Origin of the sequence: Nitrosomonas sp. Nm51 (assembly GCF_900111165.1) — a bacterium.
GTDB lineage: Bacteria > Pseudomonadota > Gammaproteobacteria > Burkholderiales > Nitrosomonadaceae > Nitrosomonas.
The window spans coordinates 1-23,405 of sequence record NZ_FOGH01000042.1; the positions used below are offsets into that span (position 1 = coordinate 1).

22 protein-coding genes and 1 tRNA gene are annotated in these 23,405 nt (G+C 44.1%); all 23 read left to right on the plus strand.

Annotated features, from left to right (window positions below; all coding sequences use genetic code 11):
• The first annotated feature begins 409 nt into the window (after positions 1 to 409).
• The 23 genes from pstC to xerD all read left to right on the plus strand — a co-directional run bounded on the left by pstC (position 410) and on the right by xerD (position 23,302).
• The gene (pstC, locus tag BMY60_RS11725) at positions 410 to 1,342 is read left to right on the plus strand and encodes a phosphate ABC transporter permease subunit PstC (protein WP_090333831.1); all 933 of its coding nucleotides are present in this window, start codon (positions 410 to 412) and stop codon (positions 1,340 to 1,342) included.
• Positions 1,343 to 1,376: 34 nt separating this feature from the next.
• Positions 1,377 to 2,294, plus strand: a complete 918-nt coding sequence (gene pstA, locus BMY60_RS11730) for a phosphate ABC transporter permease PstA (protein ID WP_090333864.1) — start codon at positions 1,377 to 1,379, stop codon at positions 2,292 to 2,294.
• Between the two features lie 4 nt (positions 2,295 to 2,298).
• Entirely contained in the window at positions 2,299 to 3,081 is a 783-nt protein-coding gene (gene pstB / locus BMY60_RS11735; protein ID WP_090333862.1) for a phosphate ABC transporter ATP-binding protein PstB, read from the plus strand.
• A 208-nt stretch (positions 3,082 to 3,289) separates the two neighbouring features.
• On the plus strand, positions 3,290 to 4,048 hold the full coding sequence (gene tpiA, locus BMY60_RS11740; RefSeq protein ID WP_090333833.1) for a triose-phosphate isomerase: 759 nt from the start codon (positions 3,290 to 3,292) through the stop codon (positions 4,046 to 4,048).
• Positions 4,049 to 4,068: 20 nt separating this feature from the next.
• On the plus strand, positions 4,069 to 4,464 hold the full coding sequence (gene secG / locus BMY60_RS11745) for a preprotein translocase subunit SecG (protein ID WP_090333834.1): 396 nt from the start codon (positions 4,069 to 4,071) through the stop codon (positions 4,462 to 4,464).
• Between the two features lie 50 nt (positions 4,465 to 4,514).
• Positions 4,515 to 4,599 (plus strand) — tRNA-Leu (locus tag BMY60_RS11750).
• A gap of 96 nt (positions 4,600 to 4,695) precedes the next feature.
• Positions 4,696 to 5,052 (plus strand): NADH-quinone oxidoreductase subunit A, encoded by a 357-nt coding sequence (locus tag BMY60_RS11755; protein ID WP_090333836.1) that lies wholly within the window; start codon positions 4,696 to 4,698, stop codon positions 5,050 to 5,052.
• 4 nt (positions 5,053 to 5,056) lie between these two features.
• Entirely contained in the window at positions 5,057 to 5,536 is a 480-nt protein-coding gene (locus BMY60_RS11760; RefSeq protein WP_090333838.1) for a NuoB/complex I 20 kDa subunit family protein, read from the plus strand.
• A 4-nt stretch (positions 5,537 to 5,540) separates the two neighbouring features.
• A complete protein-coding gene (locus tag BMY60_RS11765; RefSeq protein WP_090333840.1) occupies positions 5,541 to 6,164 on the plus strand; it encodes an NADH-quinone oxidoreductase subunit C in 624 nt (207 codons plus the stop codon).
• 44 nt (positions 6,165 to 6,208) lie between these two features.
• A complete protein-coding gene (locus BMY60_RS11770) occupies positions 6,209 to 7,462 on the plus strand; it encodes an NADH-quinone oxidoreductase subunit D (protein ID WP_090333841.1) in 1,254 nt (417 codons plus the stop codon).
• Between the two features lie 5 nt (positions 7,463 to 7,467).
• A complete protein-coding gene (nuoE, locus tag BMY60_RS11775) occupies positions 7,468 to 7,944 on the plus strand; it encodes an NADH-quinone oxidoreductase subunit NuoE (protein ID WP_090333843.1) in 477 nt (158 codons plus the stop codon).
• Positions 7,941 to 9,218 carry an NADH-quinone oxidoreductase subunit NuoF gene (nuoF, locus tag BMY60_RS11780; protein ID WP_090333845.1) on the plus strand — a complete coding sequence of 426 codons (1,278 nt, stop codon included), beginning with the start codon at positions 7,941 to 7,943 and terminating at the stop codon, positions 9,216 to 9,218. The genes nuoE and nuoF overlap by 4 nt, the downstream gene beginning before the upstream one ends.
• Positions 9,219 to 9,310: 92 nt before the next feature.
• The gene (nuoG, locus tag BMY60_RS11785; RefSeq protein ID WP_090333846.1) at positions 9,311 to 11,710 is read left to right on the plus strand and encodes an NADH-quinone oxidoreductase subunit NuoG; all 2,400 of its coding nucleotides are present in this window, start codon (positions 9,311 to 9,313) and stop codon (positions 11,708 to 11,710) included.
• Positions 11,711 to 11,738: 28 nt separating this feature from the next.
• A complete protein-coding gene (gene nuoH / locus BMY60_RS11790; RefSeq protein ID WP_090333848.1) occupies positions 11,739 to 12,845 on the plus strand; it encodes an NADH-quinone oxidoreductase subunit NuoH in 1,107 nt (368 codons plus the stop codon).
• A gap of 15 nt (positions 12,846 to 12,860) precedes the next feature.
• Positions 12,861 to 13,349, plus strand: a complete 489-nt coding sequence (nuoI, locus tag BMY60_RS11795) for an NADH-quinone oxidoreductase subunit NuoI (RefSeq protein ID WP_090333850.1) — start codon at positions 12,861 to 12,863, stop codon at positions 13,347 to 13,349.
• A gap of 19 nt (positions 13,350 to 13,368) precedes the next feature.
• Entirely contained in the window at positions 13,369 to 13,974 is a 606-nt protein-coding gene (locus BMY60_RS11800) for an NADH-quinone oxidoreductase subunit J (RefSeq protein WP_090333851.1), read from the plus strand.
• A 58-nt stretch (positions 13,975 to 14,032) separates the two neighbouring features.
• On the plus strand, positions 14,033 to 14,338 hold the full coding sequence (gene nuoK, locus BMY60_RS11805) for an NADH-quinone oxidoreductase subunit NuoK (protein ID WP_090333853.1): 306 nt from the start codon (positions 14,033 to 14,035) through the stop codon (positions 14,336 to 14,338).
• A gap of 62 nt (positions 14,339 to 14,400) precedes the next feature.
• Entirely contained in the window at positions 14,401 to 16,341 is a 1,941-nt protein-coding gene (gene nuoL, locus BMY60_RS11810; protein ID WP_090333854.1) for an NADH-quinone oxidoreductase subunit L, read from the plus strand.
• 74 nt (positions 16,342 to 16,415) lie between these two features.
• Positions 16,416 to 17,900 (plus strand): NADH-quinone oxidoreductase subunit M, encoded by a 1,485-nt coding sequence (locus BMY60_RS11815; protein WP_090333856.1) that lies wholly within the window; start codon positions 16,416 to 16,418, stop codon positions 17,898 to 17,900.
• Between the two features lie 46 nt (positions 17,901 to 17,946).
• The gene (gene nuoN / locus BMY60_RS11820) at positions 17,947 to 19,392 is read left to right on the plus strand and encodes an NADH-quinone oxidoreductase subunit NuoN (RefSeq protein WP_090333857.1); all 1,446 of its coding nucleotides are present in this window, start codon (positions 17,947 to 17,949) and stop codon (positions 19,390 to 19,392) included.
• A 209-nt stretch (positions 19,393 to 19,601) separates the two neighbouring features.
• Entirely contained in the window at positions 19,602 to 21,524 is a 1,923-nt protein-coding gene (htpG, locus tag BMY60_RS11825) for a molecular chaperone HtpG (protein ID WP_256250812.1), read from the plus strand.
• 322 nt (positions 21,525 to 21,846) lie between these two features.
• The gene (locus BMY60_RS11830; protein ID WP_090333865.1) at positions 21,847 to 22,401 is read left to right on the plus strand and encodes a methylated-DNA--[protein]-cysteine S-methyltransferase; all 555 of its coding nucleotides are present in this window, start codon (positions 21,847 to 21,849) and stop codon (positions 22,399 to 22,401) included.
• Positions 22,388 to 23,302 carry a site-specific tyrosine recombinase XerD gene (xerD, locus tag BMY60_RS11835; protein WP_090333860.1) on the plus strand — a complete coding sequence of 305 codons (915 nt, stop codon included), beginning with the start codon at positions 22,388 to 22,390 and terminating at the stop codon, positions 23,300 to 23,302. Before BMY60_RS11830 ends, xerD begins: the two co-directional genes overlap by 14 nt.
• The last annotated feature ends 103 nt before the right edge of the window (positions 23,303 to 23,405 follow it).

A 23,405-nucleotide genomic window follows, 5' to 3' on the forward strand; every position in this document is an offset into this window, starting at 1 on the left:
ATGGAGACGCATGGAGCGACGTGTATTGACTGTCACCAGAATCTGGTGCATGAAGAAGCGCCGATGACGGACCTGGATGCCAGCCGAGAGCAGCGAAAACTGGTGCTCAAAGAGGATGACTGGGATGACTGGGACGAGGAAGATGATGACGACGATGACGAGGATTATTGATCGGTTGTCATAATTTTAGCAACTCTGAGGTTCACAGTGGAAGTAAGCTGTGGCTTCGGAGTTGTCTTTGCGCTTGTCAATAAAAATACGCTTCAAGAGAATTCATTTCAGAAGCCGTGTCTTCTGTTAATTGCTTGTCTGTGCTGCCTGATTGAAGCGCAAAGCAAGAGTTCGTGCATTTTGCTAATAAAATATCTGTTGGTGAAATGCTTCAATCAATCAGATTATACAAAACCTTGTGCCAAAAGAATTGCCGAGTAAAAAAAATCATGTAGGTGAATTGGGTTATAGCTATCGCCGTAAACTACATGAGCGGTTGATTGAATCAATTTTATTTCTGTCCGCACTTCTTTCCGTTGTTATCATGTTGGCTATTATCGTGATGCTGGTGAAAGAGTCAGTTGTTTTTTTTCAACACGTTTCAATCTGGGAGTTTTTGACAGATACACAGTGGACGCCACTGTTTGATGATGCGCATTACGGTATTCTGCCTCTCGTGGCTGGTACGGTTGTAAGTTCTGCGGTTGCATTGCTGGTTGCTTTACCATTGGGCACTATTATTGCCATATATCTTTCCGAGTTTGCACCTTTCACAGTACGTGAAATTGCTAAGCCATTTTTGGAGTTGCTAGGTGGAATACCGACAGTAGTTTACGGGTATTTTGCTTTATTGTTTGTAACACCGCTGCTGCAAATAATTTTTCCGGAGTTGCCGGGTTTTAGCTTGTTGTCAGCTGGTTTAGTGATGGGAATTATGATCATCCCTTATGTCAGTTCAATGACTGAAGATGCAATGCGAGCCGTACCAATGCATTTGCGTGAAGGTTCATATGCAATGGGAGCTACTCGGTTTCAGACTGCGATACGGGTCGTGACTCCAGCAGCATTTTCTGGCATTGCTGCTGCATATATTCTCGGCATTTCACGAGCAGTCGGAGAAACGATGGTTGTTGCAATCGCGGCAGGGATGCAGCCCAATTTGACGTGGAATCCTATGGAGCCAGCGGCGACTATTACAGCGTATATCGTTCAGGTCAGTTTAGGGGATTTGCCGCATGGCAGTGTCGGTTATCAAACGATCTTTGCAGCAGGCCTGACACTGTTACTTATCACGCTAGTATTCAATATTATTGGTCATCTATTGCGCAAACGGTATCGTGAAATTTATTAAAAATAAAGCTTGGCAATCTGGCCGTGCGAAAAATGTGAATGATCTGGATGATCTACGAAAAATAATAAGTCATCACAAACGCTGGGATTTGTTGTTTATGATTACCGGCATTGTCGCGCTTATGATTGCAATTCTGACATTTATTTCATTATTTGCGCAGATGTTGATTGATGGTATGCCCAGACTGTCTTGGGATTTCTTTACATCTTTTCCTTCGCGTCGCCCGGAATCGGCGGGGATACTGTCGGCATGGGTTGGAACGACTTTAGTCATGCTGGTAACTGCTGTCTCTGCGGTACCCTTGGGTGTCGGGGCGGGTGTTTATCTTGAAGAATATGCGCCGAAAAATCTCTTTACTGAAATTATCGAAATCAATGTAACAAATCTCGCGGGTGTGCCATCCATCATATATGGCTTGCTGGCCCTGGGGCTATTTGTTTATCAGTTGGGCATTGGTCAAAGCATTCTGGCGGCGGGTCTGGCGCTTGCGCTTCTTATTCTGCCGGTAGTCATTGTTGCTACAAGAGAAGCGATTAGATCAATACCAGTAGCGATTCGTGAGGGTGCGTACGCTTTAGGTGCGACCAAATGGCAAACAGTATCAGACCACTTGCTGCCATATTCGTCGGCCGGTATATTGACGGGAATTATTATCGGCTTGGCTCGCGCTATCGGCGAGACTGCGCCAATTATAACCATAGGGGCATTGACTTTTATCGCATTTTTGCCGCCTTCGCCAGTTACTGATGAGTTTCCATATATATCATTTGAGTGGTTGACAGCGCCTTTTACTGTAATGCCGATCCAAATGTTTAATTGGGTATCGCGGCCTGAGGAAGCATTTCAGTTGAATGCGGCTGCTGCCGGTCTGGTGTTGGTTGTCATGACGTTGGCTATGAATGGGCTGGCAATTTATTTGCGGTACCGTATGCGCAAGAACATTAAATGGTAAAAAAATGCAGAAAATTGCAGAGATAAATCAGTATAAATCAGAGGTGAAAAATCTGAGCTTTTATTATGGTACATTTAATGCGTTAAAAAATATTGACATGGCGCTGCATGACAAAAAAATTACAGCACTTATTGGGCCATCCGGATGCGGCAAATCGACTTTTTTGAGATGCTTTAACCGTATGCACGATTTGTATCCGGGTAACCGTTATGAAGGCGATATTATGCTATATCCGGACAATGTTAATATTTTGCAGCCAAAAGTTGACCCAATCGAAGTGCGTATGCGCATCAGCATGGTATTTCAAAAACCTAACCCTTTTCCGAAATCAATTTACGAAAATGTTGCATATGGTTTAAGGGTTAGGGGAATCAAACAACGGGCCATTCTCGATGAAAAAATTGAGGATGCTTTGCGTAATGCGGCTTTATGGGATGAAGTTAAAGACCGGTTAAATGATTTAGCTTTTAATCTTTCCGGCGGACAGCAGCAGCGCTTATGTATTGCGCGCGCATTGGCAACGGATCCGGAAATATTGTTATTTGATGAACCCACCTCGGCATTGGATCCGATTGCAACCGCGAGTATCGAGGAATTAATTGCCGATCTTAAAGATAAAGTAACTATTCTAATAGTAACACATAATATGCAGCAAGCTGCCAGAGTGTCAGATTACACAGCATACATGTATCTCGGAGAATTAATTGAGTTCGGTGAAACAGATACCATTTTTATCAAACCAAGAAATAAACAGACTGAGGATTATATTACCGGCAGGTTCGGTTAAAAGTACTGTTTTATCGTCAAAAAAACCAAAGTATATGAATTAGGCTTTTGATTTCGTAATAATCTACTTCTGGTTTGTCCGCTTGTTGGATATCAAAAGCAATATTTCGAATGATTATCAGAACCGATCCAGCAATACGCAATATAATTGACTCGTTAGTCAATCAAGGGTAGCATCGCCCCTTTTGAGAAAGCAAGGAATAGAAGGAATGCGAAAAAAACTGGTTGCTGGTAACTGGAAAATGCATGGTAATCTAAATGAAAACGACGCGCTGTTGAGTGCATTGGTTCCGGGTATTTCCGCGCTTGATAATAAAACCGGTTATGCCGTTTGCGTACCTTATCCTTATCTAGCGACAGTTCAGGCAAAACTGCAGAATGCAAATATCAAATGGGGAGCGCAGAATGTCAGTCAACATGAGAAAGGTGCCTATACTGGGGAAGTATCTGCGGACATGTTAAATGATTTTGGTTGTTCATATGTCATTGTGGGGCATTCAGAAAGAAGAATGCTTTACGGAGAAAGTAATCAGGCTGTAGCGGAAAAGTATCTCGCCGCCCAAAAACATGGGCTTGTGCCGATTTTATGTGTGGGAGAAACGCTCGAGCAACGTGATTCTGATACAACTGAACAAGTCATCGATGAACAATTAAAGGCTATATTGACATTGGCAGGCGTGGATTCAATGAGAAACGCAGTGATAGCATATGAACCTGTCTGGGCTATTGGAACAGGTAAAACAGCGACACCTCAACAAGCGCAGGATATACATCGCTTTATTCGGCAAGGCATAGCAAAGCAAAATTCGGAATTAGCCGCAGACGTGACGATACTGTATGGCGGCAGTGTAAAGGCAAGTAATGCTGAGGAATTGTTTGCAATGCCGGATATTGATGGCGGTTTAATAGGCGGCGCGTCACTCGTTGCTGATGATTTTATCGCTATTTGCAAGGCGGCACACAGTTAGAAAAATATTGGAGTTAAACTTTGGAAACCTTGGTTTGGTCTATTCATGTTATATTGGCAATTGTATTAATCGTGTTGGTGCTTTTGCAACAGGGCAAGGGTGCCGATATGGGAGCTGCTTTTGGTGGCGGTTCGGCAGGAAGTTTGTTCGGAGCAAGTGGTTCTGCTACATTTTTAAGTAGAACGACAGGTATTATTGCGACTATGTTTTTTATCACAAGCATGAGTTTGACTTATCTTACGATGCATCAGACAGAAGACTTGGGAATAATGGGTCTAATGGATGAGGTTGAAGAAAAACGGGATGAAGCAGCGCTGACTGATAAGCAAGGAAAGATACCTGATGTCGATGAAATTGCGGTGCCAGGTGTTTCTGAAGTGGAAAGTCCATCGAAAGCAGATCAAATACCTGATTGATTTTGCCTGGGGTTTTGTCGAAACCGTTGGCATAATGGTTCAAGGTTACCGCCGACGTGGTGGAACTGGTAGACACGCCGTCTTGAGGGGGCGGTGGCGAAAGTCGTGCGAGTTCGAGTCTCGCCGTCGGCACCATTACTCGACCGTAATTTGTTTAACAGTTCTGTGTTCATGCCTGAAGATTTATAGCAGCTTTGAATAATTCATTGGTAAATAAAGTAGAATAGATAAATGCTTGAAAATTATTTTCCAATTTTGTTGTTTTTGATTATTGGCTTTGTTGTTGGTGCCGGATGTATGGTCGGAGGATGGTTGTTGGCACCTAATCGCCCTGATAAGGAGAAACTTTCAGCATACGAGTGTGGTTTTGATGCATTTGAAGATGCGCGTATAAAGTTTGATGTGCGCTATTACCTTGTTGCGATATTGTTTATTTTATTTGACTTGGAAATTGCGTTCTTATTTCCCTGGGCAATTGTGCTAGAGGAAATAGGTCTTTTCGGTTTTGTCGCGATGATGATATTCCTTGGCATTCTGGTCGTTGGGTTCATCTACGAATGGGTGCGGGGCGCACTGGAGTGGGATTAAAATTATGAGCATTGAAGGCGCTTTAGAAAAAGGTTTTATTACAACAAGTCTGGATTCGGTGATCAACTGGGGTCGGACAGGTTCCATGTGGCCCATGACTTTCGGGCTGGCTTGCTGTGCGGTGGAAATGATGCAAACCGGTGCATCGCGTTACGATCTTGATCGTTTCGGCGTAGTTTTTCGGCCGAGTCCACGGCAATCGGATGTAATGATTGTCGCGGGTACATTGTGCAATAAAATGGCTCCGGCGCTGAGAAAGGTATATGACCAAATGGCGGAGCCGCGCTGGGTAATTTCTATGGGATCATGCGCCAACGGAGGAGGGTATTATCATTATTCCTATTCTGTTGTTCGTGGATGCGATCGTATTGTGCCGGTTGATATTTATGTGCCTGGTTGTCCTCCAACTGCTGAAGCGCTACTGTATGGCATCATTCAGCTGCAAAACAAGATAAGCCGCACAAACACAATTGCGCGGTCATAGGTGTATGGATAAAAATCGACAAGAAGTATTGACTGAAGCGTTAACGCATATTTTGGCGGAACGCTTGGTTAGTCTGCACTGGCTTTTTGATGAGCTGACAATCGTGATTCGAGCTAATGATGTGTGTTCGATCAGTGGAATTTTGCGTGATCATAAAGATTTGGGTTTTGATACCTTGATTGACCTGTGCGGAATGGATTATTCGACATATGGCGATGAAACAAATGCTTTGGGACAATCAGAAGGCAGACGCTTTGCTGTGATTTATCACTTGTTATCAGTTAGTCATAATCAGCGTTTACGGATGAAAGTTTTCGCAGAAAATAATGATTTTCCAGCTGTGGACTCGGTTACGGATATCTGGCCGGCGGCGAATTGGTTTGAGCGTGAGGCATTTGATCTTTTTGGCATCGTATTCCCAGGCCATTCTGATCTTAGAAGAATACTGACCGACTATGGTTTTGTTGGGAATCCGTTTCGTAAAGATTTTCCAATTTCAGGTTATGTTGAGATGCGTTACGATGAGAAACAAAAGCGCGTTATTTATCAGCCAGTCAGCATCGAGCCGCGCGAAGTAATACCATATGTTATTCGTGAACAAAACTATGGCGACAGCCATGTGGATTAGTGTCAGGTACGATTGATAAAAGAGTAAGTGATTAGAAACAAAATATGGCAGAAATAAGAAATTACACCATGAATTTCGGGCCGCAACACCCGGCGGCACATGGGGTATTGCGACTGGTTCTGGAGTTGGATGGCGAGGTGGTTCGACGCGCAGATCCGCATATTGGGTTGTTGCATCGCGCAACTGAGAAACTCGCGGAAAATAAGACGTACCTGCAGTCTGTTCCCTACATGGACCGACTGGACTATGTCTCTATGATGGTCAATGAACATGCATATGTCATGGCTATCGAGAAATTGCTGCAAATTGATGTGCCGTTACGGGCGCAGTATATCCGCGTGATGTTTGACGAAATAACGCGTATTCTAAATCATCTGTTGTGGATAGGTGCACATGCGCTGGATGTCGGGGCAATGACTATGTTTCTTTATGCATTCCGCGAACGTGAAGATCTGATGGATTGTTATGAGGCCGTTTCCGGTGCGAGATTACACGCTGCTTATTATCGACCGGGCGGCGTATATCGTGATTTGCCGGATGCCATGCCACAGTACCAGCCGTCAGCCATTCACAATGATAAGCAAACGCGTATAAGAAACCAGAACCGGAAAGGATCCTTGCTGGATTTTATTGAAGATTTTACAGAACGTTTTCCGGCTTATGTAGATGAATATGAAACGCTGTTGACAGATAATCGTATTTGGAAGCAGCGGCTTGTTGATGTTGGCGTAGTCTCGCCAGAGAGGGCAAAAGCACTTGGGTTTACCGGACCTATGTTACGAGGGTCTGGGGTTGAATGGGACCTAAGAAAAAAACAACCTTATGAAGTCTATGATCAGGTCGATTTTGATATTCCCGTAGGCGTAAACGGCGACTGCTATGACCGTTATTTGGTTCGTATGGAGGAATTTCGTCAATCCAATCGAATTATCAAGCAGTGCGTCGACTGGCTGCGCAAAAATCCGGGTCCGGTGATAACGGATAATCATAAAGTTGCACCGCCGTCACGCATCGACATGAAGCAGAATATGGAGGAAATGATTCATCATTTCAAACTGTTCTCTGAAGGATTTCATGTGCCTCCGGGTGAAGCTTATGTTGGTGTTGAGCACCCCAAAGGAGAGTTCGGAATATATTTGGTATCCAACGGCGCGAACAAGCCTTATCGATTGAAAATCAGGGCACCGGGCTTTGCCCATTTGGCCGCGCTTGATGAAATGTCGCGTGGACATATGATCGCTGATGTGGTGGCAATTATTGGAACACAAGATATAGTATTTGGTGAAATTGATAGATAATCAAGATGTTAAGTGCTGAATCCCTGAAAAAGATTGATTATGAAATAGCAAAGTATCCTGCCGATCAAAAGCAATCTGCAGTCATGTCTGCCTTGGCAATTGCGCAAGATGAAAAAGGCTGGCTAGCTAGCGAGACAATGAATTTTGTCGCGGATTATTTGGGCATGCCTGCCATAGCTGTCTACGAGGTTGCAACGTTTTACAACATGTATAATCTTGAGCCTTTAGGCCAATACAAGATTACCGTTTGTACAAATTTGCCATGTGCGCTATCCGGTGGAAACAACGCGGCGGAGTACTTGAAACAGAAATTGGAAATAGGATTCAATCAAACGACAGCGGATGGTAAATTTACATTGAAGGAAGGTGAATGTATGGGTGCGTGTGGCGATGCGCCGGTTATGCTGGTGAATAACAAGCGCATGTGCAGTTTTATGTCCAACGAAAAGATAGATGAAATGTTGGAGGAAATGCGCAAATGAAACAATACCCGCTCACTTTACTCAATGGTGTTGATCCGTCTGACCCGGATAACTGGTGTTTGAGAAGTTATGAGGCGCGCGAAGGTTATGCAGCACTGAAAAAAATTCTCTCACAAAAGATAACCCCAGAAGCACTCATTGAAGAGGTCAAGGTATCCGCGTTACGTGGGCGTGGCGGTGCGGGTTTTCCAACTGGTTTGAAATGGAGTTTTATGCCCAAGGATTATCAGGGGGATAAATTTATCGTTTGTAATTCGGATGAAGGGGAACCCGGGACATTTAAAGATCGCGATATACTTCGTTATAACCCGCATATCCTCATTGAGGGTATGATCATTGCTGCATATGCAATGGGTGCAAAAGCGGGCTATAATTACATCCACGGCGAAATCTGGGAGACCTACGAACGAATGGAGGAAGCTGTCGAACAGGCGAGAACGGCAGGATATCTCGGTGAAAATATTCTAGGATCGTCTTTTAGTTTTCAATTGTATAACCATCACGGGTATGGTGCATATATTTGTGGCGAGGAAACGGCTCTGCTTGAGTCTATAGAGGGTAAAAAAGGTCAGCCACGTTTTAAGCCGCCTTTCCCGGCAAATTTTGGCTTGTATGGAAAGCCGACTACGATTAACAATACTGAAACTTTTGCATCGGTTCCGTGGATTATTCGGAATGGCGGTGAGCAATATTTAAAGCTAGGAAAACCAAATAATGGCGGTACAAAAATCTTCTCAGTTTCCGGGCATGTGAACAAGCCGGGAAATTATGAGGTACCAATGGGCACGCCGTTTGCAGAACTTTTGGAACTGGCCGGAGGAATGCGTGGCGGTCGTAAGCTTAAGGGCTGTATACCGGGGGGGTCGTCGATGCCGGTGCTTCCTGGTGATGTGATGATGGAAACAGATATGGATTACGATTCCATCGCTAAGGCAGGATCCATGCTGGGATCTGGTGCTGTCATTATTATGGATGAAACAACCTGCATGGTTAGAGCGCTTGAGCGTTTATCTTATTTTTATTTTGAAGAGTCTTGCGGTCAGTGCACCCCCTGTCGGGAAGGTACAGGTTGGCTCTATCGAATTATCAATCGTATCGAGCATGGCAAGGGGCGTCAGGAAGACCTTGATTTGCTGGATGATATTGCTGATAACATTCAGGGTCGCACGATTTGTGCTCTAGGAGATGCTGCAGCCATGCCGGTCCGCGCCATGATTCAGCATTTTAGAGATGAGTTCGTCTATCACATTGAACATAAGAAATGTATGGTATAGGCGTGTGAACGTATTAATTGCATTTGATTGAAAATTAATTAAATGCTCTGATCTTTTTGCACGAAAATTTTAAAAAATAAGAATGTTAGCTGATGGTCAATATTGAAATCGACGGTAAACAGGTTTCTGTCCCCAAAGGCAGTACCATTATGGATGGTGCCAAGGAGGTCGGGATCTATATCCCTCATTTTTGCTATCACAAGAAATTGTCTATAGCAGCAAATTGTCGTATGTGCTTGGTTCAAGTGGAAAAAGCTCCCAAGCCGTTACCCGCTTGTGCTACACCGGTAATGGATGGCATGAAAGTTTATACGCATTCCAAGCAGGCAGTGACAGCACAAAAAGGCGTCATGGAATTTTTGTTGATTAATCATCCGCTCGACTGTCCGATTTGTGACCAGGGAGGAGAGTGTCAGTTGCAGGATCTTGCTGTTGGTTATGGTTCCAGTGGTTCGCGATACCAAGAAGCTAAACGGGTGGTTTCCAATAAAAATCTTGGTCCGTTGATTTCAACTGACATGACTCGATGTATACACTGCACACGCTGCGTTCGCTTTGGCCAGGAAATTGCGGGCATTATGGAACTGGGTATGGCCGGTCGCGGAGAACACGCTGAAATCCTGTCTTTTGTGGGTAAAACAGTGGATTCAGAGCTGTCGGGTAATGTCATTGATCTTTGTCCGGTAGGTGCATTGGTCAGTAAGCCGTTTCGTTATACTGCGCGTACATGGGAATTGTCGCGCAGAAAATCGATCAGTCCGCATTGCGGATTAGGTTCCAATTTGATTGTCCAAGTAAAACAAAACCGTGTTATGCGTGTTCTGCCGCGGGATAACGAGGCAATCAATGAATGCTGGCTTTCCGACAAGGATCGTTTTTCCTACGAAGGATTAAATTCGGAAGATCGTTTAACGCAGCCGATGATCAGGCAGGATGGAACATGGCAGGAATGCAGCTGGCAGGAAGCGCTGGAGTATACGGCAAGCAATCTGCTCGCAGTTAAAGAAAAATACGGCACCCAAGGTTTGGGTGCGCTAGGGTCTGCGCATAGTACGACCGAAGAGTTGTATCTGTTGCAAAAATTGATGCGCGGACTTGGAAGCGGCAATATTGATCACCGTTTACGTCAATCAGACTTTAGCGCGGATAAACAATTGCATGGAATTCCATGGTTGGGTACGAGTATTGCAGAAATATCCAAATTGAAGTCAATTTTAATAGTTGGCAGTACCCTGCGTAAGGATCATCCGCTGATAGCGCAAAGAATTAGACAGGCAGTAAAAAAAGGAGCGCAGCTCAACCTGGTGAATCCTGTTGATGATGACCTGTTGACAAAAGTCAGTAACAAGGTCATAGCCGCTCCCGATCTGATTGCGAAAGTGCTTGCCGGAATACTGAAATCAGCGTTAACCATGAAGGGTACTGATTTTCCACAGGAACTCAGGGATATACTGGCGCCGCTACCTGATACAGATCAGGCGCGATCTATTGCCGCAAGTTTGATTGAAAGTGCGCCGGCTGCGGTTTATCTGGGTAACTTGGCGCAGCATCATCCAGATTATACAAAAATTCATATTTTATTGAATGCAATTGCTGAAGCGACCGGCGCAGCTTTTGGCGTTCTGGGTGAGGCGGCGAATAGTGTGGGCGCTTATATGGCGGGTGCCATTCCTGATTTGACCGGTTTGTCATCTGCGGTCGGCTTATACTCGGGCATGCCTGTCGGGCTTAATGCCGCACAAATGCTGGGCGGAGCTGTTGAAAACAAGTGCCGTGGTTTTATACTCATGAACGTTGAGCCTGAGTTTGATACGTATAATGCACAGCAGGCAATGAACGCGATGAAAGCATCAGACTTTGTAGTGTCGCTTAGTGTCTATAAAGGTAGTGTGCATGAGTACGCAGATGTTATGCTTCCTATTGTACCATTTACTGAAACCGCCGGAACTTTCGTTAACACGGAAGGACGTGTTCAAAATTTTAATGGCGTGGTAGCGCCACTGGGTGAATCCAGGCCGGCATGGAAAGTATTGCGTGTCTTGGCCAATATATTAAATTTGAATGGTTTTGGGTATGAAACGGTAGAGCAGATTCGCGATGATGTTTTTTCAGAAGACGCTAAATTGGATAAATACCTGAGTAATAGCATTAGAGGTTCTGTATTGGATCTTGGCATTCGTCAGGAAAATGTCATTCAGCGCATTGGCGAGGTCCCTATTTACCATGCTGATCCAGTTGTACGCAGAGCAGAGTCATTGCAACAGACCCGGGACGCGACCAGTATCTGCGCCTGGATGCCGTTATCTTTAATGGAAAAACTAGGCGTAAATGCCGGGGACCAAATTCGTGCCGCACAGGATGAAGATACAGTGCAGTTGGAGGCTGCTTGTGATGACAAATTACCTGTCAATTGTGTACGCATACCCGGTGCTCATCCGAAAACATTCGCGTTAGGCGCATTATTCGGAGAGATAACAGTTGAAAAGCTGTAACGCTTAAGAAGGATTTTAGGATTTACCAATGGAGTCTATAGGTCAGTTGTTTGAGCAAATTTTTGGGGCCGAATGGGGTCCCATGCTGTTTACGCTCTCAACCAATGTAACATTTATTTTTGCAATTGTTGTTCCGTTGCTGCTGGGGGTGGCATATCTTACATTTGCAGAACGTAAAATTATAGCGTACATGCAGCACCGTGTCGGGCCCAATCGTGTCACGTTTTTTGGTATTTCCTGGTTACGTGGTTGGGGACAACCGATAGCAGATGCTGTGAAAGCACTGATGAAAGAGATTGTTATTCCGACAGGAGCTAACAAATTTCTGTTTGTCCTTGCGCCGATACTGACGATTATGCCGGCTTTGGCTGCGTGGGCGGTCGTGCCGTTTTCTGCGGAACTGGTGCTTGCAGATATCAATGCGGGGCTTTTGTATATTCTTGCAATGACATCCATGGGTGTTTACGGCGTGATTATAGCCGGATGGGCGTCAAATTCTAAATATGCTTTTCTAGGTGCAATGCGCTCTGCCGCCCAGGTGGTTTCTTACGAACTGGCCATGGGGTTTGCGCTGGTGTGTGTGTTGATGATGTCGCAGAGTTTGAATCTGGGCGATATCGTAAATGGTCAACAAGGTGAAAGCTGGGCCAGTTTTATGCATTGGTTTTGGATACCGCTATTTCCTATGTTCCTTGTGTATTTTATATCAGGTGTAGCTGAAACGAATCGCGCGCCATTTGATGTGGCGGAAGGCGAATCCGAGATAGTTGCTGGTTTTCATGTGGATTATTCGGGCATGGCGTTTACTGTATTTTTTCTGGCCGAATATGCCAATATGATATTGGTAGCCACTCTGACAGCGATCTTGTTTCTGGGTGGCTGGCTGCCGCCGCTGGATATCGCGCCACTGAACATGATACCGGGATTTATTTGGTTACTATTCAAAATAGGATTTTTATTATTCTTTTTTCTCTGGTTCCGCGCTACATTTCCGCGGTATCGATATGATCAAATTATGAGACTGGGTTGGAAAGTATTCATTCCGATAACGATCATTTGGATAGTTGTATTAGGTGTTGTTATGCAGTTGCCTGAATCCCTTCGAAACAGTTTTCCACTTAACCTTTGGTTCTAGAAAAGAGTGTGTATTATGAATCGAATCAAGAAATTTTTTAGTACTTTTCTGTTACTGGAACTATGGAAAGGTCTAATGGTTACGGGCCGGTATTTGTTCAAGCCCAAAATCACAGTACATTATCCTGAAGAGAAAACGCCGCAGTCTCCACGTTTTCGCGGATTGCATGCGTTGAGGCGTTACCCAAACGGTGAAGAACGGTGCATTGCCTGTAAATTGTGTGAGGCTGTGTGCCCGGCTATGGCAATTACCATCGATTCAGAGCAGCGTGAGGATGGGACACGAAGAACAACGCGATACGATATTGATCTCGCAAAGTGTATTTTCTGCGGGTTTTGCGAAGAGTCTTGCCCAGTCGATTCAATCGTTGAAACGCGTATTCTTGAATACCATGGCGAAAAAAGAGGTGATTTGATTTATACCAAAGAAATGCTGCTCGCTATTGGGGACCGCTACGAAGAGCAAATTGCCAAAGATAGAGAAGCGGACGCACAGTATCGTTGATGCAGACAGGTGAAAACGAATGATTTTTCAGGATATTATTTTTTATTTTTTTTCAACTGTACTAATAGCGTCAGCGCTCGGTGTTATCACTGTTCGTAATCCAGTATATTCAGCCTTGTTACTAGTTCTGGCATTTGTTACCTGCGCAGGTTTATGGTTGTTGCTGGAGGCCGAATTCTTGGCTATAACTCTTGTCCTCGTATATGTAGGCGCTGTAATGGTGCTATTTTTGTTTGTCGTGATGATGCTGGATATTAATCTGGATAAATTACGGGAAGGATTCTGGAAATGGTTTCCACTCGGTGGTCTGGTGGCGCTGGTGATGGTTGTCGAGATTGCCATGATTATGTTTGGGCAATATTTCAGTCTGGAGGATATGCCGGCACCCGAGCCCAAAGCTGCAGATTACAGCAACACTAAAGAGTTGGGGCGATTATTGTACACAGAATATGTGTATGCCTTCGAACTGGCTGCGGTGCTACTGTTGGTTGCAATGATCGCTGCTATTGCCTTAACGTTGCGTCATCGTGAAGACAAAAAATCGTTGGATATTGCTAAACAGGTTAGTGTGAAAAAAGAAGACCGCTTGCGCGTCGTCTCGATGCAAGCAAATAAAAAAAATTAAAAACTGCGTATAGCTTGTTGTCGCAGCGTTTATTGAATTAAAAAAAAGAGGTAGTTACTTGGTATCGCTATCGCATTATCTGGTACTTGGTGCAATTTTGTTTTCGATCGGTATTGTCGGCATTTTTCTTAATAGAAAAAATGTCATTATTATTTTGATGTCGATCGAGTTGATGCTGCTTGCAGTTAATATGAATTTTATTGCTTTTTCGCACTATCTACAGGATATATCAGGGCAGGTGTTTGTCTTTTTTATTCTGACGGTTGCAGCAGCTGAAGCGGCTATTGGTTTGGCGATATTGGTCGTATTGTTCCGTAACCTGCGAACAATTAATGTAGATGATTTAGATCGATTGAAGGGTTAGTTAAATTTCAATACGTATTTGAATAAAAAACAAATAACCGACATTTAGATAAGTAGATTGAAATGCAGACACTTTATTTGCTGGTACCAATAGCCCCATTGATAGGGGCTATTGTCGCTGGATTATTTGGCCGCTATATAGGTACGGTGTGGAGTCACCGAGTCACTATCTCCCTGGTATTTGTTTCGTTTATTGCATCTCTTATCATTTTCAGGGATGTTTTGAATGGCAATGTATTTAATGGGACTGTCTATACTTGGCTTGTAACGGGCGATACAAGTTTTGAGATTGGTTTTTTGATTGACCAATTATCCGCCACCATGATGGTGGTCGTTAGCCTGGTTTCACTCATGGTGCATATTTATACAATCGGCTATATGCAAGGAGATCCGGGCTACCAGCGTTTCTTCAGTTATATTTCACTATTTACATTTTCGATGATGATGCTGGTCATGTCGAATAACTTTCTGCAGCTTTTTTTTGGGTGGGAAGCTGTCGGGCTGGTATCGTACTTATTGATTGGTTTCTGGTATACGCGTCCGACAGCGGTTTATGCCAATTTAAAAGCTTTTCTGGTTAACAGAGTTGGAGATTTCGGGTTTTTGTTGGGTATGGCTCTGATTCTGATGCATTTCGGCACATTGGATTATGCTGGCGTGTTTGCGCAAGCGCCGGAAATAGCTGAAAAAACCGTAGAGCTTGTTCCCGGTTCATCATGGCTGATCATAACCGTTATCTGCATCTTATTATTCATTGGTGCAATGGGAAAATCTGCGCAGTTTCCTTTGCACGTATGGTTGCCGGATTCAATGGAAGGCCCAACACCCATTTCTGCATTAATTCATGCCGCAACAATGGTGACCGCCGGCATTTTCATGGTGGCGCGCATGTCGCCATTATTTGAGCTTTCCGATGTGGCGCTCTCGACAATTTTGGTTGTTGGCGGCATTACAACACTGTTTATGGCGCTTGTGGCGATAGTGCAGAATGATATCAAGCGTGTAGTGGCTTATTCAACGCTGTCACAATTGGGTTATATGACCGTCGCTCTCGGTGCATCCGCATATTCAGCAGCAATTTTCCACTTGATGACGCATGCATTTTTTAAAGCTGTACTGTTTCTGGGAGCGGGTTCAGTAATTATTGCAATGCATCACGAACAGAATATGGAAAAAATGGGCGGATTGAAACAATACATGCCCATAACCTATTGGACAATGTTTATTGCAGCATTGGCCAACGCAGGTGTGCTTGGATTTTCCGGCTTCTTTTCCAAAGACGCTATTATCGAAGCAGTTGCATTTGCTGACATTCCTTTGGCTGGCTTCGCTTATTTTTGTGCGCTGGCCGCCGTGTTTGTTAGCGCACTCTATACATTCAGATTGCTCTTTATGACGTTTCACGGAAAGCCGAGAATGGACGAGCACACCAAGTCACATTTGCACGAATCACCCTGGGTGGTGACGTTACCGCTGATAATACTGGCTATTCCGGCGGTCGGGGCGGGCTGGCTTATCGGTCCGATAGTGTTTGGTGATTATTTCAGCAATGCCATTTACGTGTTGCCTGAACATTCGGCAATTGAAAAACTGGGCGCTGAATTTACAGGTGTTGGCGGGATGATGATACATGCATTATCGACCGCACCTTTCTGGCTATCACTAGCCGGCATTCTGACTGCCTGGTATTTGTATACGGTCAGGACCGACATTCCGGGGAAAATTAAAACGGTCTGCGGTCCGATTTACACTGTTTTGGATAAAAAATACTATATCGATGAGCTGTATTCATGGTTGTTTGCAGGTGGTACACGCGCAATCAGTACAGGACTCTGGAAATTTGGAGACATGAAAATTATAGACGGGTTAATCGTTAATGGATCGGCTAAGCTTGTTGCATGGACTGCTTCGCTGGTTAGGCGCTTTCAGACTGGTTATATCTACCATTATGCGTTTACGATGATAGTTGGCGTTTTTGCAATTCTGACCCTGTGGCTATATTAAGTTCCGGCATTGATGAACAATCAAAATTTTGAAACTCACAACGCATAAACACTAACAAATAGAACGGAAAAAACATGTTGTTTGGTTTCCCGCTTTTAAGTCTGATTATATGGTTGCCAATCCTGGCTGGTATCGCAGTGTTAGCGACAGGAAGTGATCGCAATGCACAACTGGCCCGCTGGATAGCGCTAGCCGGATCAATTTTAGGGTTTTTGGTGGCAATCCCGCTTTATACAGGATTTGATCCTGCAACAAGTGCGATGCAATTTGTTGAAAATCGAAGTTGGTTTGAACGTTTTAATGTCTATTATCATATCGGCGTTGATGGTATATCGATGCCGCTTATTTTGCTCAACTGTATTACAACGCCACTGATCGTCATTGCCGGATGGCAGGTAATACAGGAGCGCGTTTCCCAATATATGGGCACATTTCTAATCATGTCCGGCATTATCAATGGTGTTTTCGCATCATTGGATGCCATGCTTTTCTATGTTTTCTGGGAAGCGTCATTAATACCGATGTTTCTGATTATCGGTATTTGGGGCGGTCCAAACAGAGTTTATGCTGCGATAAAATTTTTCTTGTACACCCTGCTAGGTTCGCTATTGATGCTGGTCGCCTTTATTTATCTGTATCAACTGGCTGGGGGCAGCTTCTCAATTGAAGATTACCATCAATTGCCCATACCATTTAACGCACAAGTCCTGATTTTTATTGCATTCTTGCTGGCATTTGCAGTGAAAGTCCCAATGTGGCCGGTACATACCTGGTTGCCGGACGCGCATGTGGAAGCGCCTACAGGCGGTTCGGTGGTATTGGCAGCGATTTTGCTCAAGCTGGGTGGTTACGGTTTTCTGAGATTTTCGTTACCGATAGTGCCCGATGCAAGCCATTACCTGGCGGAAATGATGATTGTGTTGTCGTTAATTGCAGTAGTGTACATCTACTTTGTTGCTTTAATGCAACCCGATATGAAAAAACTGGTCGCATATTCGTCAGTTACACACATGGGGTTTGTAACGCTAGGATTCTTTTTGTTTAATGCTTATGGAATAGAAGGCGCCATGGTACAGATGATTTCTCATGGATTCATTTCCGGCGCCATGTTTTTGTGTATCGGCGTGTTATACGACAGGCTGCATTCAAGGCAGATTGCAGATTATGGTGGCGTTGTCAATAAAATGCCGGTGTTTGCGGCATTCTTTATGCTGTTTGCAATGGCAAATGCAGGTCTTCCGGGAACCAGTGGATTTGTCGGTGAATTCTTGGTTATCATGGGAGCAGTGAAGGTTAACTTCTGGTATGCATTCCTCGCAGCGACCACACTTATATTTGGAGCAGCTTATACACTATGGATGTATAAGCGCGTTATATTTGGAGCGGTTGCCAGCCCCGCCGTCGAAGGTATGCAGGATATCTCCAGGCGCGAATTTATTGTGCTTGCCATACTGGCGGCAGCGGTATTATGGTTGGGGGTCTATCCATTCCCGTTAACAGATGTCATGCATGTTACTGTCGATAATTTGCTGGATCATGTCGGCAACAGCAAACTGTAGCGCGATACTAGAATAATAAATTTCTCGAGATGAGGATGAGCAATTAATGAATTTTTTACCACCAGATTTTACACCAGCTTATTCTGAAATTTTTTTGCTGATCATGGTGTGTGTGATTATGCTGGCAGATCTCGCGGCTGGTGAGAAAAGACGCTACATCATTTACCTACTTGCGCAGGCCGCATTGATTGGGTGCGGTTTATTAACTTTTGTTTCATTCTCGGCAGAAACGACCTATACATTTTCTGGTATGTTTGTTGATGATGCGATGGCTGATATCCTGAAAATTATGGTATATGTCACCGTATCCGCAGTTTTGATTTATTCGTATAGTTATGTCAGCGAACGTGGAATCTTGACAGGTGAGTTTTTTAGCCTGATTCTGTTTGCGACGCTAGGCATGATGGTCATGATTTCAGCCAGTCATTTCTTGTCGCTTTATATTGGTCTTGAGCTGCTGTCCTTGTCGTTATACGCGCTGGTTGCGCTGCGCCGGGATTCCTTCGCGGCAACTGAAGCTGCCATGAAGTTTTTTGTTCTCGGTGCATTGGCTTCGGGTTTTTTACTTTACGGTATGTCCATGGTTTACGGCGCCACTGGGTCTTTGCATATCCTAAACGTATCAGAGGCAATACAAGATGGTGTGGGAAATCATGAGGTACTTGTTGTTGGATTGGTCTTTATTGTCGCAGGCATTAGCTTCAAGCTGAGTGCGGCACCATTTCATATGTGGGCGCCAGACGTATACGAGGGTGCGCCGACGGCCATCACCTTGTTTATCGGTTCCGCTCCAAAATTTGCCGCATTTGCTTTTGTAATGCGCCTGCTCGTAGAAGGCATGGGTGAAATGGCCGCCGACTGGCAGGGTATGCTCATAATTCTTGCTGTGTTGTCAATGGCTATTGGCAATATTGCTGCAATTGCACAAAACAATATTAAACGCATGCTCGCCTATTCGACAATCTCACATATGGGTTTTCTGATCCTCGGTTTTATTAGTGCTGACTGGAATGGATACAGTTCTTCCTTGTTTTATGTAATCACGTATGTGTTGATGACATTAGGTATCTTTGCCATGATTATGATTCTTTCGCGCAGCGGGTTTGAAGCAGAGAATATCAGTGACTTTAAGGGGCTCAATAAAAGAAATGCATGGTATGCATTGATGACGTTGCTACTGATGTTTTCATTAACCGGCATCCCGCCCATGGTCGGGTTTTATGCAAAGCTGGCTGTATTGCAGGCTGTCGTAAACGCTGGATTTGTCTGGTTAGCAGTTGCCGCTGTTATTTTTTCACTAATCGGTGCATTTTATTATTTGCGCATTGTCAAATTCATGTATTTTGATGCGCCTGAAACAGATGAGCCGCTGACTGTCAAAAGTGACGTTAAAGTGCTGATCAGTGCAAACTGTCTGGCTGTTCTTGCTCTCGGCATATTTCCGCAATCATTAATGGGATTAAGTCTTTATGCCATTCAAAATTCTATGTAAATGCAATTAGTGTAATAAAAACGCTGAGTTTTAATTTTCTGGATCTACATTAATTTTTTTTACAAAATTAATGTAGTCGAATATATGCCATTTGTAGTGTGCTGTTTATTCCGCAGGAGCTTCAAGACACTTGAATTGCGTATGCATATACTTGAAATTCATCAATGTATCCCCATTGTTTTTCACCTGAATTATTGAAGGAGAGAACCGTGCAAACTGAAGCAACAAAAGAACATTTAAGTTTTCAGGCAGAAGCCAAGCAATTACTCAAATTGATGATTCATTCCTTATATAGCAATAAGGAAATATTTTTACGAGAATTGATATCCAATGCATCGGATGCAGCAGATAAATTGCGTTTTGAAGGTTTAACCGATGCCGCTCTATACGAATCCGATTCAGATCTGAAAATTCGAGTCAGCTATGATGCTGACGCTCAAACAATTACTGTAGCGGATAATGGTATTGGAATGTCCAGGCAGGAGGTCATTGATCATATTGGCACAATTGCTAAATCTGGTACACGCGAGTTTTTTGATTCCTTGACCGGTGATCAGGTCAAGGATGCGCATTTGATCGGTCAGTTCGGCGTTGGTTTTTATTCAGCGTTTATTGTGGCAGACAGAGTAACAATCAATACCCGGCGTGCAGGTCTGACAGCAGAACATGGTGTACGTTGGGAATCCAACGGTGAAGGTGACTATAGTCTGGAAACAATCCATAAGGAAACGCGCGGTACGGAGGTTGTTCTTCATTTACGCGAGGGAGAGGATGATCTGCTAAATGGTATGCGTCTGCGAAATATTATTCGGAAATATTCGGACCACATTACCTTGCCGATTCTGATGAAGAAGGAAGAATGGTCGGACGATGAAAAGAAAAATAAAATTACTGACGAAGACGAAACCATCAATCAGGCAAGCGCATTATGGGCGCGTGCTAAAAATGAAATCACAGAAGAGCAGTATCATGAATTTTACAAGCATGTCGCGCATGACTTTGAACCGCCGTTGACATATGTTCATGCGCGGGTGGAAGGTCGGCAGGAATATACACAATTGCTCTATATTCCGTCACGAGCGCCATTCGATTTGTTCGACCGTGAACATCGTCATGGTCTAAAATTGTATGTTCAGCGTGTTTTCATTATGGATGACGCAGAAAAACTGATGCCTAATTATTTGCGCTTTGTTCGTGGTATTATCGATTCAAACAGTTTGCCGCTGAATGTGTCGCGTGAAATTTTGCAGGAATCAAAAGATATAGAGGCTATTAGGGCCGGATCGATCAAAAAGGTGTTGGGAATGATAGAAGACCTCGCCAAAAGTAATTCAAATGAAGAAAAGGAAAAATTCAGTACATTCTACCGTGAATTTGGTCAAGTATTAAAGGAGGGAGTGGGTGAAGATTTTACCAATCGCGACCGGATAGCCAGATTGCTTCGTTTTGTAACAACAGTAAGTGATACCGATGAGCCTGCAGTTTCACTTAGCGATTATATTGGCCGCATGAAAGATGGCCAGGAGAAAATTTATTTTATAACGGCTGACAGCCTTAGAGCGGCAAAAAGCAGTCCGCATCTTGAAGTATTCCGCAAAAAAGGCATTGAAGTGCTGTTGCTCGCCGACAGGGTTGATGAATGGCTTGTCAGCCACCTGACAGAGTTTGATGGTAAACAGTTGCAATCCGTAGCTAAAGGCGGTCTTGACCTTGGCAGCCTGGAAGATGAGGCGGAAAAAGAAGAACAGAAAAAAGAAGCGGATGATTATCAAGATCTCGTTGAACGAATGAAAAAAACGTTGGAAGAAAAAGTAAAGGATGTCCGCGTGACTTTGCGCTTGACCGATTCACCCGCCTGTCTGGTTGCCGATACTTTCGACATGGGCGGCAATTTGGAACGGCTGTTAAAACAGGCTGGACAGAAAGTAAGTCATGCAAAACCGATTCTTGAAATTAATCCGCATCATCCGATGGTAAAACGGCTCAAAACCGAAGAAAACCGCTTCGAGGATTGGAGCCATATTCTTTTCGATCAGGCATTATTAGCCGAAGGCGGCCTGCCTGAAGACCCAGCGGTTTTTGTAAAACGACTCAATGAATTATTGCTATCGGTTTCATTGAGCGGACGCTAAATTCAATCTATTCTGTTCATACCAAAATAAGCTTCCATCAGATTATTCGGTATCTGTTGGAAGCTGTCAGAGAGCATCTAAGATAAGCAGGCCGTGCTGGCCGCGGTCAATTTGGTTCTGATGATTTATCATCGAAAAAGTACAGACCGATATGTAGAACCAGTGCAGCAACATTCGTGCTGAGAGCAACTTCACTCAGATCAAGCCAAATACATCTCTAATTAGCTGCTATAGTTGTTGAAAAATTGAAATGATTTACATTTTGATTTTGCAGTAAATGCGCAAGTGCAACTTTAGTACAATTCCAGAGTCTATAGCTTTTATGCTAAAAAGCTTTTTTTCGGAATTTCAAAAAATTAGAATAAAAAGTGTGAATAAATCCAACAACCATCAAAAAATTAATCCAGTTAATTCTTTCTATCAGGCAAAGATACGTGCGCCTTTCGCTGTTCTAGGGATCCGTACGGAAGAAGACTGGTTGACTGAGATTGATTATTTGCCGCTAAATACATCGCTTAAGACTCCGATAACATCTTTAGCTAGAGAAGTTTGCGCACAATTAGAAGCATATTTGACCGATCCCCGTTATACCTTTGATCTTTCTTTGCATATCAACGGAACCGCGCATCAACGGCGCGTTTGGGAAAAAATTCAACAGATTCCGTGCGGTCAGACTTGCAGTTATGCTGAGATTGCTACGAAGATCCATTCGGCGCCTAGGGCTGTTGGACGGGCCTGTGGCGCTAATAAAATTCCAATCGTTATACCTTGTCACAGGATTATCGCAAAAAATGGTGGCTTAGGAGGTTTTATGAATACTAGAGAAGGAGAACCATTGGAAATTAAACGGTGGTTATTGCAGCATGAGAGTATCTGAACAAAACGCCGAAATACTCGATGAATTTTTCGATGTATTGTGGTTGGAGGATGGCTTGTCGCGTAATACGCTGCAAAGTTATCGAAATGATCTGCAGCTTTTTGCAGACTGGTTGAGTAAACAGCCACATCAAAAGCGGGAATCGCTGATTGATGCAAGCCATTCGGATTTACTTGATTTTCTGGCTGGCAGAGTGTCGGCTAAAGTAAAAGCAAGTACAACGAGCCGGGAGTTGTCGAGTTTAAAACGGTTCTATCGGTATTTGCTGCGTCAAGGAAAAATACAGATCGACCCAAGCCTAAATATTGAAACACCCAAATTGCTGCGTAACCTCCCTGAGAGTTTGACGGAAGCGGAAGTTGAGCAACTCTTGAATGCGCCCAATTTGAACAATCCATTGGGATTGCGAGATAAAGCCATGCTTGAGGTACTTTACGCCAGCGGATTACGCGTCTCTGAACTTATCAATTTGAAGTACTCCCAGGTCAGTCAGGATATGGGCGTAGTCCGGGTGATGGGGAAGGGCAGAAAAGAGCGCTTGACACCTTTGGGTGAAGAATCGCTCGATTGGTTGAACCGGTACACACGCCAATCCAGGCCTTTGTTGCTTCAGGGTATTGTGGCCGACACTGTTTTTGTCACATCGCGCGGTGGGGCGATGACTCGCCAGGCTTTCTGGTATTTGATCAAAAGACATGCGCATACGGTAGGGATTAAAAAACATCTTTCACCCCATACGTTACGGCATGCATTTGCTACGCATCTACTCAATCATGGCGCAGATTTGAGGGTGGTGCAGCTGCTGCTTGGTCACGCGGATATATCGACGACACAAATCTATACACATATTGCCCGAGAGCGCTTGAAGCAGCTACACAGCAAACATCATCCCCGAGGATAATCTGTAAACCTATTTTCCTCAGTTAGATCTACAAAAATTAGCTCAAACGTAGTAGTGTCAAGGTTTTCGGACTAAAGACAGGAGTCACCCAATGGGTGAAATG

Coding starts and splice junctions, on each gene's coding strand:
- BMY60_RS11770 (WP_090333841.1), top strand. CDS start 6,209: ATGGCAGAAATAAGAAATTACACCATGAATTTCGGGCCGCAACACCCG.
- BMY60_RS11815 (WP_090333856.1), top strand. CDS start 16,416: ATGTTGTTTGGTTTCCCGCTTTTAAGTCTGATTATATGGTTGCCAATC.
- tpiA (WP_090333833.1), top strand. CDS start 3,290: ATGCGAAAAAAACTGGTTGCTGGTAACTGGAAAATGCATGGTAATCTA.
- nuoF (WP_090333845.1), top strand. CDS start 7,941: ATGAAACAATACCCGCTCACTTTACTCAATGGTGTTGATCCGTCTGAC.
- nuoN (WP_090333857.1), top strand. CDS start 17,947: ATGAATTTTTTACCACCAGATTTTACACCAGCTTATTCTGAAATTTTT.
- nuoE (WP_090333843.1), top strand. CDS start 7,468: ATGTTAAGTGCTGAATCCCTGAAAAAGATTGATTATGAAATAGCAAAG.
- BMY60_RS11830 (WP_090333865.1), top strand. CDS start 21,847: ATGCTAAAAAGCTTTTTTTCGGAATTTCAAAAAATTAGAATAAAAAGT.
- nuoH (WP_090333848.1), top strand. CDS start 11,739: ATGGAGTCTATAGGTCAGTTGTTTGAGCAAATTTTTGGGGCCGAATGG.
- BMY60_RS11765 (WP_090333840.1), top strand. CDS start 5,541: ATGGATAAAAATCGACAAGAAGTATTGACTGAAGCGTTAACGCATATT.
- nuoL (WP_090333854.1), top strand. CDS start 14,401: ATGCAGACACTTTATTTGCTGGTACCAATAGCCCCATTGATAGGGGCT.
- nuoI (WP_090333850.1), top strand. CDS start 12,861: ATGAATCGAATCAAGAAATTTTTTAGTACTTTTCTGTTACTGGAACTA.
- BMY60_RS11760 (WP_090333838.1), top strand. CDS start 5,057: ATGAGCATTGAAGGCGCTTTAGAAAAAGGTTTTATTACAACAAGTCTG.
- BMY60_RS11755 (WP_090333836.1), top strand. CDS start 4,696: ATGCTTGAAAATTATTTTCCAATTTTGTTGTTTTTGATTATTGGCTTT.
- xerD (WP_090333860.1), top strand. CDS start 22,388: ATGAGAGTATCTGAACAAAACGCCGAAATACTCGATGAATTTTTCGAT.
- pstB (WP_090333862.1), top strand. CDS start 2,299: ATGCAGAAAATTGCAGAGATAAATCAGTATAAATCAGAGGTGAAAAAT.
- BMY60_RS11800 (WP_090333851.1), top strand. CDS start 13,369: ATGATTTTTCAGGATATTATTTTTTATTTTTTTTCAACTGTACTAATA.
- nuoG (WP_090333846.1), top strand. CDS start 9,311: ATGGTCAATATTGAAATCGACGGTAAACAGGTTTCTGTCCCCAAAGGC.